The following is a 15,513-nucleotide window of genomic DNA, read 5'->3' as shown; positions in this document are numbered from 1 at the left end:
TCCCCCTTATCAGCTTGAGATCTACCTGAATGAAGTCTTCCGTTGCCATCCATACGGGTGCGCTCAGCGCCCTTGCCTGTGGCGTGAGCCTGCTCGCGCTCATGCCGACCTTTGCCTTGGCCGCGGACAGCCCGCTTACCCAGGCGATCAATCGGCTCAACGCCGACATCCGACAAGAGCGTGAGATTCGCTTGAGCGATCTGGGGATCGATGCACCGATCATCCTCGGCTCCACCGACGCCCGACGCGACCTGTATCTGCCGGTACCGGCGGGTGTGCCGCTGACGGAAGCCACCCTGAATTTCGACGCCAGCTACCTCAATGGCGAAGGTGGACGCAACACGCTGTTGCTGTCGCTGGACGGCTATCCGGTACGCGCCGAAGGGCTCAGCGAAGCCCAAGGTGATGCCAGCGCCACACTGGGCGTGGACAAGAAAGCGCGTGACAGCGGCTCGCTACGCCTGGGGATTGCCTGGTCGTCGATCGTGTCCCGCGTGTTGTGCGAAGACGAACGCGCCATCGGCAACGTGTTGCGTATCGAACCGGACACTCGCCTCAATTACAGCTACGACGCCAGCCAGTTACAGGACGTCGGTGCTGCCTGGACGGCATTGGCTGGCAAACCGGGGATCATGGTCGCGCCGGGCACCTTATCCGCCGACAGCTACGATGCGGCCTGGCGCCTCGGTGTGGCACTGGAGCGGATTGGCAAGCACAGCCGCATCCTGCCCTTCCCCGCTGTGCAAGACAGCGTTGACCTGACTGGCCTGCGCATCCCGGCCGAACTGCAGACTATTCCAGCGTTCGCCAGCCTTAACGGCAAAGGCTCGCACGTTCTGGCGAACCCGGCGCAAATCGGTGCGCTGTTGATGTTGGGGCAGACGCCGAACGTCCAGGCGGATCTGGCAATCAACGACCCGCAACTGCTCAAAGCCGTGAATGAATCGCTTGACGCGCTGCAGAGCCAGATTCAGGGTCTCGACGCAACGGCAGCCAACGCCTTCACGCAATGGCGTGAGCGGCATATCAATGCCGGTCTGGCCGCCACCGGTACCGACAACGTACGCCTGGCATTGCTGGGCACACGTCCGGTGCTGATGATCGCGCCGCAAGCGACCGGCAAGGCATTGGCCTTGTTCAGCTCGGCCTGGAACACCCTCGCACGCAGCCGCCAATTGACGGTCAGCGAAGCACAGATGCCACTGAGCGCCGACGGCCGCGTGGCGTTGTCGCGCCTGGGCGGTAACCCCGGCGCCATCGACGTGCTGGCCAAATCCGACTGGAGCACCTCGTTCCCGCTCGGCAGCGTGGCCTACGACGGTCGCCTGCCGGTGAAGGCGGTGATCGATGTGTCTGCCGCCCCCGGTGCCTCGGACACCGCGCCAGTGGCCTCGGTGTTTCTCAACGATTACTTGATTGGCGCGCAACAGCTCGTGGCCAACGGTGAACAGCAACGCATCGAAGCACGTATCCCGCGTTACGCCCTGGGTTCGAAGAACGTACTGCGCGTGTCGTTCCAGCGTCAGCCGGTCAGCGATCGTTGCCTGGAAACGCCACAGGCCTTCCCGGTCTCGGTGCGGCCGACCAGCCACATCGTGCTGGAAAAAACCGCGCTGGATGATGACTTCTCGGGCATGGCTGCGCGCTTTGCCATGGACACGCAAATCCTCGTACCACAGGCCTACCTCGAGCAACCGGCGAGCAGCTTGCCGCAGGTGATTTCGGTGGCTGACGCCGCCGGTGTTTCGCCGCTGCGGGCGCAACTGAACGTCAGCGCCGACCCAAAGGTTTCGGTCGCACCGGACAAAGCCTTCCTCGCCTTCGAGCTGCCGATCAAGGACAGCAAGGAATCGGTGCAGGTCGATGATCAGGGTCGCTTGCGCATCAATCACAAGGATCAGATGTTGTTGGACATCCATCCCCTCAACCACCTGGCCTCGTTGCAAGTGGTGGATGCCGGAGGCCAGCACGGTCTTGTCTATCGCGCCCTGGGTAATGACGCACCACGCTTCGCCAAACAGATTCTGCTGACCCGCGGCGACGTGGCTATCCTCGGTGACAACGGTGCACTGACCACCTTCGACACCCAGGACCCAAGTGGCAGCCAATTGATCGACAACGAAGAACCCAAGGGCCTGGACGCCTGGCGCAAGCCGTCGCTGTTGTGGCTGATTCCGGGTGGCATCCTGTTGCTCCTCATCCTGTTGCTGGCTGGCCGTAGCGCCCGTCGCAATCGCCAGTAACGGGAACTTTCGATGACGTCGCTTTATTGGCCCTACTGGCTGGCCCACTACTACAGCTTCCTGGAGATCTCGACCATCGTGGTCGCGGTGCTGATCCTGATCTCCAGCCTGGACGATCTGTTCATTGACCTGTGGTACTGGTCTCGCCGCCTGTTTCGCAAGTTCACCGTGGATCGCAAATACCGGCCGCTGACCGCCGAGCAACTGATGGCCCGGGATGAACAGCCGTTGGCGATCATGGTCCCGGCCTGGCTGGAATATGACGTCATCGCACCGATGATCGAGAACATGGTGTCGACCCTGGATTACCAGAACTATGTGGTCTTCGTCGGCACCTACATCAATGACCAACGCACCATCGATGAAGTGGAACGCATGCGTCGGCGCTACAAGCAGCTGCATCGCGTGGAAGTCCCGCATGCCGGCCCGACCTGCAAGGCCGACTGCCTGAACTGGGTGATCCAGGCGATCTTCCTGCACGAGAAAACCCACGGCATGACCTTCGCCGGCGTCGTATTGCACGACAGCGAAGACGTACTGCACCCGATGGAATTGCGCCTGTTCAACTACTTGCTGCCGCGCAAGGACATGATCCAGTTGCCCGTGGTTTCGCTGGAGCGCAACTGGTACGAATGGGTGGCCGGCACCTACATGGACGAATTCGCCGAATGGCATGGCAAGGATTTGGTAGTGCGTGAAAGCATGACCGACACGGTGCCATCTGCCGGGGTCGGCACCTGTTTCTCTCATCGTGCCCTGCGCGTGCTGGCCGGGGAAACCCAGAACCAGCCGTTCAACACTGACAGCCTCACCGAGGACTACGACGTCGGCGCACGCCTGTCCAAGGTTGGCATGAATGCGATCTTCGTACGCTTTCCGGTGCAGTTTCGCGTGTTGCGCAAATCATGGTTTCGCAAGCCTTACGAATCGACCCTGAAGATGCCGTTGTGCGTGCGAGAATTCTTTCCCGATACCTTCCGTACCGCGTTCCGCCAGAAAGCCCGCTGGACACTGGGCATTGGCCTGCAAGGCTGGGAGCAAATGGGCTGGAACGGCTCGCTGGCCAACCGTTATCTGCTGTTTCGTGACCGCAAGGGCGTGGTGACGGCGTTCGTCAGCATCATCGCCTACGTGATTCTGGTGCAGTTGCTGGGCCTGATCATCCTGCGCCAGAGTGGCCTGTGGGACGTGAGTTTCCCGACGCCATTTGAAACCAATGGCTTTATCCAAACCCTGCTACTGGCCAACGGTATCGCGCTGGCCTGGCGTATCGCGCACCGCTGCTATTTCACCACCGTGCTGTACGGCTGGCAGCATGGTTTGCTGTCCATCCCGCGCATGGTGGTGGGCAACTTCGTCAACTTCATGGCCGCATCACGCGCCTGGCGCATGTTCCTGGTCGGCAAGGTGCTGAACCGCAAGTTGGTGTGGGACAAGACCATGCACGACTTCCCGTCCACCGACCTGGTGGCTGCCGCACCGCGCAAGCTGGGCAGCGTGTTGCTGTCCTGGCAGGCGATCAACGACGCTGACCTGCAAAGCGCCCTCGCCGAACAGAAAACCCGGCACATGCCTTTGGGGCGGATTTTGCTCAGCAACGGCTGGCTAGACGACGAGACGCTGGCGGAAGCCATCGCCTTCCAGAACGATCTGCCACGGGTGTTCGATGTGGCCGCCAAGGCCCGGGACTCGATCCTGACGCTGGACGATGAGTTCGCGCTGCGCTGGCGCGTGGTGCCGCTTGGCTTGAATGCCGACGGCCGCGCGCAAGTCGCCGTCGCCAGCCCTCTGCCGGCCGAAGGTCTGCAACAGGTCAGCGATGAACTGGGCAGCGAACCGGTGCAGCTGATTGCCCGTGAAAGCGAAATCGTCGCGCAATTGCGTCAACAGCACGTGCGTGAAGGCCAATCCGTGCCGGATGCCCGTGCGCCGCTGTTGGGGGACCTGTTGATCGAGATGGGGCTGCTGGATCGCGACGTGTTCAGCCGCTCCATGTTGCAGTACCGCCCGCAGCATCACGGACGCATTGGCGACTATCTGGTCGACAGTGGCGTGCTGCCCCGCTCCACCATCGAAAAGGCCGTGGCGCGTCAGCACAGCCACTACCCTGCGGAGCTTCCGGCATGAACCGCCCCTTCCTGACCCTCATGGCCACTGGGCTAAGCCTGTTACCCGGGCTTGTTCATGCCGAGACGCTGCCCCTGCCGTTGACCGGCCCGGCCTATGAAACGGCCAACGAGGCGTACAGCGCGTACGAGCGTAAAGACTACGACCTGGCCATCGCCAAGGCCCGCGAAGCGTTGCGTCAACGCGCCGATATCACTCGGTTGAACACCCTGATTGTGCTGGCTCAGCGCGACAAGGAACTGCGTGATCATCCTAAACGCTACCGCCAGTCGCGTCAGGCCCCAGGCTTCGGCGCCGCGGCGCAGGCATTCAAGGCCTACGATCGCGATGACTTCGGCGCTGCTGCCCAGGCGGCACGCAAAGCCATCGCTCAGGCGCCCAAACGCATGGATTATCGATTACTGCTGATCGAGTCCTTGCAGCGCCAACAGCACTTGCAGGAAGCGGATCAAGCCACCACCCAGGCACTGGCCGTGTTCCCGGACGACGATACGTTGTTGATGCGTCGCGAAGCGATTCGTCGTCAACTGGCGGCGCCGCTGGCGGTTCAGGGCTATCGCGCCCTGGAGCAAGGCGATGCGACCCTCGCCGTTGACCAGGCTCGAAAAGCCGTCGCCCTGGCCCCGGAAATCGGCGCCAATCAGCAATTGCTGATCAGTGCCCTGCTCGCGGCCCGCGATTACCGAGGCGCCGAGCTGGCGGCGTCAGGCGCGTTGGCTCAGGACGATGGGGAAATCGCACCGTGGATTCTGCGCAGCTACGCCCTTGATCGTCAGGGTAAGACTCAGGCCGCCCAGGCTGATCTGAATCAAGCTTTGGCCATCGATGGCCTGCTGGAAGCGGAAATTCGTGACATTCGTTTCTTCGCCGCGGACGCCGCACTGGCCCATGGCGAGCCTCAGCAGGCGCTCGATCATCTGCAGCCACTGGTCGACGATGAAGGCCGCGAAGTGGCCCGCCGACGTACCGCCGCCCGAATGGCGCTGCGGCAGAAAAACAACGGCTTGAACGCCATTGCCCCTTTTTCGGCACCGGCCTTGAACTGCCAAGAAACCGCCTTCGGCCTGGTCTGTGACATTTGGCCTGGCAATCAGCGTGATGCCGGAACCGACAAAGCCGCTCAGGCCTACGCGGCCCTGGCCGGCAAGGACCCCGCGTCCGCGGTGGTGCTGGCGAACGAGGCGATTGCCCGGGCGCCACAGAATCCGGCGTACCGACGTCTGCTGGTCAGCGCCTTGAGCGAGCAGAAGCGCGTGCCCGAAGCCATCGCGGCGGCCAGTGACGGTCTCAGGCTCAATGGCGATGACGCGCGGCTGCTGGCCCAGCGTGGTCGTTTGCGTCAGCAATCCGGCGACGATGCCGGGGCACGCAAAGATTTCACCCAAGCCCTGGCCCTCGGCAGCCTGCCCGCTTACGAAGAGGCCAGTCTGTATGCCGCCATCGGCCAGCGCAGAACCGCGCGCGAACGGCTGCAACAAGCGCGGGACACGGGCGAACTGGAATCAATGAGTGACCTGCAGATCGCTTATTTGTCGGTCCAGGCCGGTGACGATGACGGCGCCCTCGGCTCGTTCCGCAAGGCTGATGCTGACACCCGACTCACACCGTCAGCCACTCAGGATGCGGCCTACACCGCGATGCGCGCCAACGAAGACCAGCAAGCCGTAGGCTACTTCGAGCGCGTCATCGACGCGCAGCATGCCGGTGAAGTGGACATGTCCGCGCAGCAGCTGTTCGACACCCGCCGCGCGGTGGGCGATGTCTCACGCAGAATGGGCTTGACCAGCACCACCAGTTATCGCGGCAACAGTTCCAGCAGTGGGCTGAGCTCCGCGCCGAGCGGCGGCAGCAACAGCAATGACAGCCTGCAAAACAGCACCGAACTGTCCTGGCGGCCGCTGGGCTATCGCAACGCACGCTTCGTCGAACTCTATGGCCGTGTCACCGACACGCTCTGGAGCAAGAACGGTGATGCGGACACCGGTTTCGATGCGCTGCAAGGTGCCGTCGGCGTGCGCGTCAAACCCTTCACCGCTCTGAACGTGATGGCCGCCGTCGAGCGCACATTCCCTTTGGGATCTTCAGACGTTGACGGTGACTGGCTGCTGCGTTTGGGTTACGGCTCAAGCGTCGGCACCGACCTGCGCGTCGATGCCTCCAGCTGGTGGACCTCGCAGTTGTTCGCCGAAGCCGGTCATTACGTCAACGACTCGCGCAACTACTTCAACAGCGAATGGCAAGTCGGCCGCAGCTATGCGATCGGTGGCACTGGCTCGCGCTGGGTGAGCTTCCCGCATGTCGTGGCCGCGTTCGACTACGACTCGAAAATGAACAGCGGCACCGATGCCGACGGCCGTTCGGACTCATCATCCGGCAAGGCCGGCGGGGTGGGTATCGGTAACAACGTCCGGTACTGGTTCCGCGAAGACGCGTACAACGCGCCCCGCTCCTACGTCGACTTTTCCCTGCAGTACCGCGTCAAGGTGCTGGGCGATGACCGTGCCGAAGGCGTCTTCGCTCGCCTGACTTATTCCTACTGAGGACTTACATGAACGTTCGAATCTGTGTGTGGCTGGGTCTTGGCCTGCTCTCGACAGGCGCACAAGCCGCCCCAGAAATCGCCCAGCTGTACGCGCCAAAATTGCCCGAGGGTTCGGCATGGGTGCGGGTGGTCAATCCGTCCGACACCGCGATGCAGGTCCAAGTGGGCCAAGGCGCGAGTTTTGCCCTTTCCGCCCAGAGCGCGATGGCCAGCCCCTTTCAGGTCGTGGACTCGCGACAGCCACTACAGGTGACCGTCAATGGCCGCGAGATAAAGGGCCTGAGCGCACCGAAAAGTGCGTGGGTCACACTGATTCTTGACACAGATCCGGCACGGGCGCCACGCCTGGTCATCGACCCGCCGCTGCGCGGTAAAGACCTGCGCGCCGAACTCAATATTTATAACCTGAGCAACGGTTGCGAAAAGGCTGAAGTCAAACTGGCCAATGGCGCCCCGGTATTCAACCAGCTGCCGTTCAATGGACAAGCCCAGCGCACGATCAACCCGGTGCAGGCAACGCTAATTGCCAGCTGCAATGAAAACGTCAGCCTGCCGATGAAGCTGGCGCCCTTCAAGGCCGGCGATCGCTATAGCCTGTTCCTGATCGGCTCCCGCCAGGCGCCACGCCTGATTGGCCTTGTCGACCAGACCGCCCCATGAACCTTCAATTCAAACCCGAACGGTTTATCCGTCGATTGTCGATGCCCGCCATGATCGCCGGCCTGTTGGCGAGCCTGTCAGGCACTGGCGTTCAAGCGGCCTCGGCAGTGATCACCGGCAACGGCGGCTGGTTATTCCCTGCCTGGGAAAGCCTGAGCAAGGTCGACAACAACGGCGCTGCTCGCAACATTGCGCTGGTCAAAGAACTCCAGCAGCAACTTGAACGCGAACACATTGGGCTGGTCGTGCTGGTGGTGCCGATGAAAGCGCCCTTTTACGCTCAGCGTCTTCCTGCCGATCAGCCCTTGAGCGCGGTCGTCATGCAGCGCTACGACCATTTGCAGAGCGACCTGAGCCAGGCAGGCCTGACCACGCTGAACATCAAGCCGATCCTGCAACGGACCGAGCAAGGCAAACAGACCGCGTTTTACCGCGCCGACTACCACTGGACAGCCTGGAGCGCCGAAAACACCGCCGACGCCACGGCGCAACTCATTACCGAGCGCTTCCTCCTGCGCGGGGACCCCGGTGGTGGCTCGGTGCTGGGCCAATGGTTCGACAGGCGCGCGTTCGGCGACCTGGCCAGTAATTTCCTGCCAGCGATCAAGCGCAAGGTGATTGGTCGCGACATCTACACCGTTCGCCATCAGGCAGAGAAAGACTTGCTGATCGATGACATGCCGGCGCCGGTTCAGGTGATCGGCAACAGCTTTGTCCAGCCTTACCTGGGTTTTACGCAGAAGCTCTCAAATGCCCTGGACCGTCCCGTCGCACTGACATGGAACCCCGGCGACGTCGGTCCGTGGGCTACGCTGCTGCAATACCTGGAGTCGGCGGATTTTGCCGAACACAAGCCACAAGTGATTGTCTGGCAATTCAACGAGGGCCAGTTCCACCTTGGCCCTGACGCGGCAGCCAACTGGAACGCAAAAGGCGTCACCTCGCTGAGCCAATGGCATCAACGCATCAAAAAGGCACTTCCGTGAAAATCTTCGGCTACACCGCCAGTCGCGCGACCGCTGCGGCTCTGTTGCTTGCCGTCACTGTCGGTGCAGGTACCAGCATGCTCTACGTGACGAAGACCAAGGCCCTGGACCCTGGGATTGTCGGCATCGTCTGGCAGCCGGACAACAAGACCGTCGGTATCAGCGGACACTGGGAAAAACTGGGAGCGCGTGAGCTGCTGGTCCAATGGACCGTCGTGGACGATCAGGCCTTCGTTCCCGGTACCGGCCTGCCCGGCGTACCGGTCCTGCCCGATTGGGCGCGCATCGCCAAGGCACCCTGGGCGCAGGATGTCATCCTGGGGCTGGCAGGTTATTTCAGCGAGAAACGCTCACGGGACAACATCGAGGAACTGGCCAAGGTCTCGGAACGGATCGCTAAATTGCCTACGCCGTTACACGTGACTGGATGGTACTTCCCGGCCGAAGTCGACCCCAGCTGGACCCGCGCCAAAGAGCTGCCCGCCCTGCTGGCCAAGCTGCCACGACCGTTGTGGATCAGCGTTTATGATGGCGCCAATATCGGCCCCGTCGCCACGGCCGAATGGCTCAAGCAATGGCTGCCGGACGACATCGGTGTGTTCTTCCAGGACGGCGTCGGCGTTTACGCCCGCACCGCACCGGTCGCCCGAACCTACGCCGACGCCATGCGCCAGCGTCTGGGCAAAGATCGTGTGCGGATCATCGTCGAAGCCTTCCGCCCCAACTTCGGCGGCGGCTTCCGCTCCGCGACCGCTGCCGAGCTCAAACCGCAACTGGCGGCCTATGACGGTTATCCGCTTTACCTGTTCGACGGGCCGCACTACGTGACGCCTGAGTTGGTCGAGCAACTGGTGCGATGAAGCTGTTAGCGCGCCGAATTTACTAAAGCTCCTAAACACTCACGATACTTAGACAGTCGATTGCACAACCACCGCTTGCCGCCCCTTGAACGCCAGCGTAAAACAGAAAAAAACCGCCAACGCAAACCCTGCCGGAAACAACCAGATGCTTTTCCAGTCATGGCTGTCCGCCACTGCGTAGTGGTCGGTCACCTGCCCAGCGACCCAGAAACCCATCAGCATGCCCACGCCGTAGGTCGCCAAGGTTATCAAACCTTGGGCGGAGCTCCTGAAGTGCTCCGAGGCCTTGGTATCGGTGTAGATCTGGCCCGAGACGAAAAAGAAGTCGTAGCAGATGCCGTGCAGTGCGATGCCGGTGAACAACATAAAGGCCAGGTCGCCATTGTTACCGTAGGCGAACAACAGGTAGCGCAAGGCCCACGCCAGCATCCCCACCAAGAGCGCGATTTTGATACCAAAGCGCTGAATGAACAGCGGCAGAAGCAGCATGAACAGCACTTCGGAGACCTGACCGATGGCCATTTTCGCCGTGGGGTTGGTCATGCCGATGTCCGCCAGAAACGGATTGGCGTTCTGGTAATAAAACGCCAACGGAATGCAGATCAAAATGGAGGCGATGAAGAACACCAGGTAGCTGCGGTCTTTCAGCATGCCCAAGGCGTCCAGCCCGAGCATTTGCTTGAGGCCACCGCTGCCCGACTCAGGCTTCAGTGGTGCCGTGCGCGGCAAGGTGAAGCTGTAGAGCCCCAGAACGAGCGACGCAATCGCCGACATCAAAAAAGTGTTACGCAAGCCACCTGAGGAAATCGCGGCTTGGGAGTCCCAGGCAAACACAAAACTGATCACCACGCCGGCCACAATCCAACCGATGGTGCCCCACACGCGGATGCGGGAAAACTCCAGGGCCGGGTCACTCATCTGCCGGAACGCGACTGAATTCACCAGTGCCAGGGTCGGCATGTAGATCATCATGTAAGCCAGCACAAACGGATAAAACGTGCTGAAGTCTGGCGCTCGATAAAGCTGATACAGCAACACAGCGCCCACCAGGTGCAGCACGGCGAGGATGCGTTCGGCATTGAAGAAGCGGTCGGCGATCAAACCGACCACAAAAGGCGCGATGATCGCGCCCCAGGACTGTGTCGAGAACGCCATGCCGATCTGCCCACCGCTGGCGCCCAGATTACTGGCCAGAAATGTACCGAGGGTGACGAACCATCCGCCCCAGATAAAGAATTGCAGGAACATCATGGCGCTTAAGCGCGCGGTCATCATGGTCATAACAGTCACCGTCTTATTGTTTTTCTTTTTGGAGAGAGGAACGAACAACGTTTTATTCAGGCATCGGGCAAACCCAACAGTCGACGATTGAAACCTTCGTCGGACGTCACGCTGGCGAAATCGTCGAACGCCTTTTGAGTCTTGGTGATCATGTGCCGCTCAATGAACGCTGCTCCTTGCGCGGCGCCCTGTGCCGAGTCCTTCAAACAACACTCCCACTCCAGCACTGCCCAACCGGAAAAGTCATATTGGGTCAGTTTGCTGAAGATCGATTTGAAGTCGATCTGGCCATCGCCCAGGGAACGGAAGCGGCCTGGTCGGTCAACCCATCCCTGATACCCGCCATAGACACCCGAACGCGCATCGGGCCGAAACTCGGCGTCCTTGACGTGGAACATGCGGATGCGCTCGTGGTAGCGATCGATGAAGCCCAGGTAGTCCATTTGCTGGAGCAGCAGATGACTCGGGTCATACAGGATGGCGGCGCGTGGATGATGATCTACAGCCTCTAGAAAACGCTCGAACGAGGCGCCGTCGTGCAGGTCTTCGCCAGGGTGGATCTCGTAGCACAGGTCGACGCCGGCCTCTTCGAAACACGCGAGGATTGGCAACCAGCGCTTGGCCAGTTCTGCAAACCCCTGCTCGACCAAACCGCTCGGCCGTTGCGGCCAAGGGTAGAGATACGGCCAGAGCAACGCGCCAGAGAAGGTCGCGTGGGCCTTCAACCCCAACCGCTGACTGGCGCGGGCCGCCAGCTTCAATTGGTCGATCGCCCATTCGGTCCGCGCCTGCGGCTGACCGCGTAAATGCGCGGGCGCAAAGTCATCGAACAAGGCATCGAACGCCGGATGCACCGCTACCAATTGGCCCTGCAGGTGCGTCGACAACTCACTGATCTCGACGCCCGCTTGAGCACAAACGGCTTTCAATTCGTCGCAGTAATCCTGACTGTCGGCGGCCCGCGCCAGGTCGATATATTGCGTGCCCAAGGTGGGTAACTGAATGGCCTTGTACCCCTGGGACGCCGCCCAGCGAGCAATATTGGCCAGCGTATCGAATGGCGCTTCAGCGGACATGAACTGCGCGAGGAAAATGCCTGGGCCACGCAGGCCTGTCGGGGGTTGGGGCGTAGGGTTCACGGGGGGATTCTCCGGGTTCATGGATGGCAGACCAGTTCGGTCCACTTCGCGTCGCCACGATGGTTGGCGATCACGGCTTCGATGAAGGCCATGCCGCGCAATCCCACGTCGATGCCCGGCACACCGGGCGCATCGTTGCCTTCGACGTTGCTGCAGATCGCGTTGGCGAAGTCGCCGTAGAGGTTGGCCATGGCCTCCAGATAGCCTTCGGGATGTCCGGCGGGTAAACGCATGCGTCGGGTCGCGGCTTCGCATAACCAGGGTTGACCGACGCCGGAACGCAGGATGCGCAAGGGTTGATCAATGGAACGATGAATCAGGCTCGACGGTTCTTCCTGACGCCATTCCAGCCCGCCCTTATCGCCGTAGACGCGGATCTTCAACGGGTTCTCTTCGCCAGCGCAGACCTGGCTGGCGATCAATACACCGCTCGCGCCGTCGGCCATCTTGAACAGCATCGCGGCGTCATCGTCCAGTTGCCGGCTGGCAAGGTGCGTATTCAACATCGCGCACAGGTGCTTGATGGGCTGGTCTGCGACGAATTCGGCCAATGAAAAGGCGTGGGTGCCGATATCGCCAATGCAGCCTCCCAACCCCGACTGTTCGGGTTGATCGCGCCAGCCCGCCTGCTTGTTGCCCTGCCCGGCCACATCCTGACTCAGCCAGCCCTGGGGATACTCGACGATGACCTTGCGCACCGTACCGATCACGCCGTCGCGAACCATTTCCCGCGCCTGCCAGACCATCGGATAACCAAGGTAGGTGTGGGCCAATCCATAGAGGCGATCGCTGGTCTGCAGCAGGTTTTTAAGGGCTAGCAGCTCGGGCAGATTCAGCGCCGCGGGCTTCTCGCTGAATACATGAAACCCAGCACACAGCGCCTGGCGGGCAATCGGCGCGTGCAGATGATTAGGCGTGACAATGATCAGCAGCTCCATGCGTTCATCGGCGGGTTGCGCGCGCTCGGCATCGAGCATCTGCTGCCAGTCGCTGTAGCAGCGGGAAGCGGGTAATCCCAGCGCCGCGCCCGTGTCCTGATTGTTGCGGGCATCCCGGCTGAACGCGCCGCACACCAGTTCAAAACGACCATCAAGCCCGACGGCCTGACGATGGGCTTTGCCGATGAAGGCACCCTCGCCGCCCCCGACAAACCCTATTCTTATTTTTGACACTGGAACATTCATCGCAACTCTTCTTTGTTTGAGACATAGGTGTCTACACATCTTTTTGGCCCCTCGTGTCGATGTTTGAGGTGCTTAAATTCTGTGACGATGTAACCGGTTACATCGTGACGGAAATTTAGGCCCTGTTGAGCGAGGTGTCAAACCCCTGGATTAAAACCCATGAACATTTCAGGGCACGGCCGACCTGCGCTAAGCTCGCCAGTCGCACAGTTCGATAATGAGGTGGTCTTGTCCAATATCCGTGAAGTAGCCCGGCTTGCCGGCGTCTCGGTGGCCACGGTGTCCAGAACACTGAAGTCGCCTGAGCGCGTACTCCCCGACACCAGGGACAAAGTCAACGCCGCCGTGGAAAAGGCCGGTTATCGGCCGAACCTGATGGCGGTGCAGTTTCGTTCGCGCAGAACTGGCAACCTGGTGATTCTGGTGCCGGCCATTGCCAATACCTTTTTCGCCCGGGTGATCAGCGGTGCGCAACAGGCTGCCCAGGCCGCCGGGTATCGACTTCTGCTGTGCGACACCCAGGGCCGCGAGGAAATCGAACGGGAATTCGCCGGGCTGGTGTACGCCCATCAGGCCGATGGCGTGATCCAGCTGCGCGCCTACGACCCTTTTGACTCGCCCTTCCCCAGCGCCGAGTTACCGCCCATCGTCAACGCCTGTGAGGTGATTCAGGGCGGTCGCCATCCCACAATCAGCCTCGATAACCGCGCGGCAGCCAAGGCCATGACCGAGCATCTGATCGAACTGGGCCACCGCCGGATCGGCCTGATCAAAGGCCCGAAAAGCAGCCCGCTGACCCGCGATCGTGTGGCCGGTTATCAGGATGCATTGCGCCAGGCCGGCATCGCGTCCGATCCCGCTCTTATCTGCCATGGTGATTTCAGTTTGAAGGCCGGTCATGACGGTGCAGCAGCGATGCTGGAGTTGCCCGTCCGTCCCACCGCGCTCTTTTGCGAAAACGATGAAATGGCCATTGGTGCGTTGAAACGAATCAAGCAGCAGGGCTTGCGGGTACCCGAGGATATTTCATTGGTGGGTTTCGACGACATCCCCTTCGCGGCGTACTGCGATCCACCCCTGACGACCATCGCGCAACCCGCCGAAGTCTTCGGCCAGAAAGCCGTCGAGATGCTGATTGCGCTGATTGAGAAGAAACCGATTGCACAGCGTCATGTGGTATTGCCGTTTGAATTGACGTTGCGCAATAGCACGACTGTGGTCAACCAGCGCTGACCGAATGCTGCTTCGCGACTGACAGGCATCGGTCGATTTTCTAGAACCCAGCCGCCGCCGGGCGGTGTGGCAGTTTTTGAGGACTGACTTACACTGCGATACACCCAATGCGAATGAATGAATGTTCAACGGACCGATACGTCCCACGGCAATCCGGGCATCATGTAATGATCTGGGTAAAGCCAACATGAAAACGGTCACGGCCCTTTTCACCTGTCTGCTCGCTGCCAGCGTGTGCGCGGCGACGAGCACCTGTGCCATTGCTGCGTCGTTCGTGACCAGCTTCGACTGCTTCACGGCAAGGGCATCCGTCGAAAAGCTTATCTGTCGCGATTCGCAACTGGCGCAGATGGATATCGAACTGACGCGTCTTTATCGCCTGGCACTCACCGATGAACATTCAGTACCGCGTCCAGACAAAGTCATCATCGACCAGCAGTTATGGATCGACGCCCGCAATCAGTGTGCTTCCGAGCCTGCGCCCAAGGTGTGCACGATCCGGAGTTATGCCGAGCGCGCGCACCAGCTACGCCAAGGCTCGGCCATTGTGAGAACCAAGGATCCAGACCGATTTACCGAAGGCCCCCTGGCTTTTCGTTGTACGGGGTTTGACGCGCTGATTGCTGCCACCTTCTTTACCACGCAGCCGGGTGTCGTGTACCTGAAATGGGCGAACACCTCGATCACCCTGAGCCAGGTGCCGAGTGATTCGGGAACCCAATACACTGGCAAGGATGACCAGGGGAACTACAGGTTCTGGCAAGACGGTAACCTGGCCCTTTTCCAGAAGCCAGGCTCAGGAGAAATGAGTTGTACGCCCGAGCCAGGCTTAACTGATCGGCGTTAGGCAATAGCGCCGGGATTCCAAGCGGGCCGACAATAGCTCGATTCGCACAGATTCGAAATGGAGCGTGGCCACAGCCTCGCGCACCTTATCTGGCGCGCCCAGCGGCTGATCATCGTATGGATATCCGGTAGGTAGCCCCGGCCGGACCACCACAGCGTAACGACCTGGCAGGAGTCGCGCATCAGGTGCACTGCAACCATATGTGGACCGGAGAACAAACCCAGCTATGCATAGGTTACGATTTTTCACGAATCCCACAAAGAATTTCTAGAAGTCCCTATCGTCACGGATCGCGGGCTGGCCACCTAGCTCGCTCCTTCAAAAATATTTGTTAGCTCTAGCGGAGCCTGTAAGGACCGTGTTTGCGAAACGCAGGAACCTTCATGACTAGGAACTCGTTTTTTTCATCAG

General features: G+C 60.7%; 11 protein-coding genes. 8 read left to right on the top strand and 3 right to left on the bottom strand.

Annotated elements, in window-relative coordinates; genetic code table 11:
- Positions 1–29 precede the first annotated feature (29 nt).
- The 6 genes from ACYZTR_RS14320 to ACYZTR_RS14295 all read left to right on the top strand — a co-directional run bounded on the left by ACYZTR_RS14320 (position 30) and on the right by ACYZTR_RS14295 (position 9,418).
- Positions 30–2,243 carry a hypothetical protein gene (locus ACYZTR_RS14320; RefSeq protein ID WP_461971835.1) on the top strand — a complete coding sequence of 738 codons (2,214 nt, stop codon included), beginning with the start codon at positions 30–32 and terminating at the stop codon, positions 2,241–2,243.
- Between the two features lie 12 nt (positions 2,244–2,255).
- A complete protein-coding gene (locus ACYZTR_RS14315) occupies positions 2,256–4,370 on the top strand; it encodes a glycosyl transferase family protein (protein ID WP_461971833.1) in 2,115 nt (704 codons plus the stop codon).
- Complete coding sequence (locus ACYZTR_RS14310) at positions 4,367–6,910, top strand: NfrA family protein (RefSeq protein ID WP_461971832.1); 2,544 nt, start codon at positions 4,367–4,369, stop codon at positions 6,908–6,910. Before ACYZTR_RS14315 ends, ACYZTR_RS14310 begins: the two co-directional genes overlap by 4 nt.
- Positions 6,911–6,918: 8 nt before the next feature.
- Positions 6,919–7,572, top strand: coding sequence for an alginate O-acetyltransferase AlgF (locus ACYZTR_RS14305; protein WP_461971831.1), 654 nt, complete (start codon positions 6,919–6,921; stop codon positions 7,570–7,572).
- A complete protein-coding gene (locus tag ACYZTR_RS14300) occupies positions 7,569–8,558 on the top strand; it encodes an alginate O-acetyltransferase AlgX-related protein (protein ID WP_461971829.1) in 990 nt (329 codons plus the stop codon). The genes ACYZTR_RS14305 and ACYZTR_RS14300 overlap by 4 nt, the downstream gene beginning before the upstream one ends.
- A 77-nt stretch (positions 8,559–8,635) precedes the next feature.
- On the top strand, positions 8,636–9,418 hold the full coding sequence (locus tag ACYZTR_RS14295) for an alpha-amylase family protein (RefSeq protein ID WP_461979730.1): 783 nt from the start codon (positions 8,636–8,638) through the stop codon (positions 9,416–9,418).
- 48 nt (positions 9,419–9,466) lie between these two features.
- Here the strand turns inward: ACYZTR_RS14295 and ACYZTR_RS14290 are convergent, their stop codons facing one another.
- The 3 genes from ACYZTR_RS14290 to ACYZTR_RS14280 are packed head-to-tail and all read right to left on the bottom strand — an operon-like array spanning position 9,467 to position 13,022.
- On the bottom strand, positions 9,467–10,699 hold the full coding sequence (locus ACYZTR_RS14290) for a nucleoside permease (RefSeq protein WP_461971827.1): 1,233 nt from the start codon (positions 10,697–10,699) through the stop codon (positions 9,467–9,469).
- 56 nt (positions 10,700–10,755) lie between these two features.
- Positions 10,756–11,859 carry a sugar phosphate isomerase/epimerase family protein gene (locus ACYZTR_RS14285; RefSeq protein ID WP_461971825.1) on the bottom strand — a complete coding sequence of 368 codons (1,104 nt, stop codon included), beginning with the start codon at positions 11,857–11,859 and terminating at the stop codon, positions 10,756–10,758.
- Positions 11,856–13,022: a Gfo/Idh/MocA family protein gene (locus ACYZTR_RS14280; protein WP_461971823.1), complete on the bottom strand. Its 1,167-nt coding sequence runs from the start codon at positions 13,020–13,022 to the stop codon at positions 11,856–11,858. Before ACYZTR_RS14280 ends, ACYZTR_RS14285 begins: the two co-directional genes overlap by 4 nt.
- A gap of 228 nt (positions 13,023–13,250) precedes the next feature.
- On the opposite strand from ACYZTR_RS14280, the gene ACYZTR_RS14275 reads away from it, so the two are divergent.
- Together ACYZTR_RS14275 and ACYZTR_RS14270 are read left to right on the top strand one after the other, a co-directional pair.
- Complete coding sequence (locus tag ACYZTR_RS14275; protein WP_461971821.1) at positions 13,251–14,255, top strand: LacI family DNA-binding transcriptional regulator; 1,005 nt, start codon at positions 13,251–13,253, stop codon at positions 14,253–14,255.
- 187 nt (positions 14,256–14,442) lie between these two features.
- A complete protein-coding gene (locus ACYZTR_RS14270) occupies positions 14,443–15,102 on the top strand; it encodes an MliC family protein (RefSeq protein ID WP_461971820.1) in 660 nt (219 codons plus the stop codon).
- Positions 15,103–15,513: the final 411 nt, after the last annotated feature.

The organism is Pseudomonas sp. Hz4 (assembly GCF_054898165.1).
The sequence above is the reverse complement of the archived record's forward strand: the minus strand, read 5'-3'. Positions and strand labels throughout refer to the sequence as shown.

Excerpts from the sequence above, each read along its gene's own strand:
- ACYZTR_RS14320 (WP_461971835.1), top strand. The coding sequence starts at position 30 with ATGAAGTCTTCCGTTGCCATCCATACGGGTGCGCTCAGCGCCCTTGCC.
- ACYZTR_RS14315 (WP_461971833.1), top strand. The coding sequence starts at position 2,256 with ATGACGTCGCTTTATTGGCCCTACTGGCTGGCCCACTACTACAGCTTC.
- ACYZTR_RS14310 (WP_461971832.1), top strand. The coding sequence starts at position 4,367 with ATGAACCGCCCCTTCCTGACCCTCATGGCCACTGGGCTAAGCCTGTTA.
- ACYZTR_RS14305 (WP_461971831.1), top strand. The coding sequence starts at position 6,919 with ATGAACGTTCGAATCTGTGTGTGGCTGGGTCTTGGCCTGCTCTCGACA.
- ACYZTR_RS14300 (WP_461971829.1), top strand. The coding sequence starts at position 7,569 with ATGAACCTTCAATTCAAACCCGAACGGTTTATCCGTCGATTGTCGATG.
- ACYZTR_RS14295 (WP_461979730.1), top strand. The coding sequence starts at position 8,636 with ATGCTCTACGTGACGAAGACCAAGGCCCTGGACCCTGGGATTGTCGGC.
- ACYZTR_RS14290 (WP_461971827.1), bottom strand. The coding sequence starts at position 10,699 with ATGACCATGATGACCGCGCGCTTAAGCGCCATGATGTTCCTGCAATTC.
- ACYZTR_RS14285 (WP_461971825.1), bottom strand. The coding sequence starts at position 11,859 with ATGAACCCGGAGAATCCCCCCGTGAACCCTACGCCCCAACCCCCGACA.
- ACYZTR_RS14280 (WP_461971823.1), bottom strand. The coding sequence starts at position 13,022 with ATGAATGTTCCAGTGTCAAAAATAAGAATAGGGTTTGTCGGGGGCGGC.
- ACYZTR_RS14270 (WP_461971820.1), top strand. The coding sequence starts at position 14,443 with ATGAAAACGGTCACGGCCCTTTTCACCTGTCTGCTCGCTGCCAGCGTG.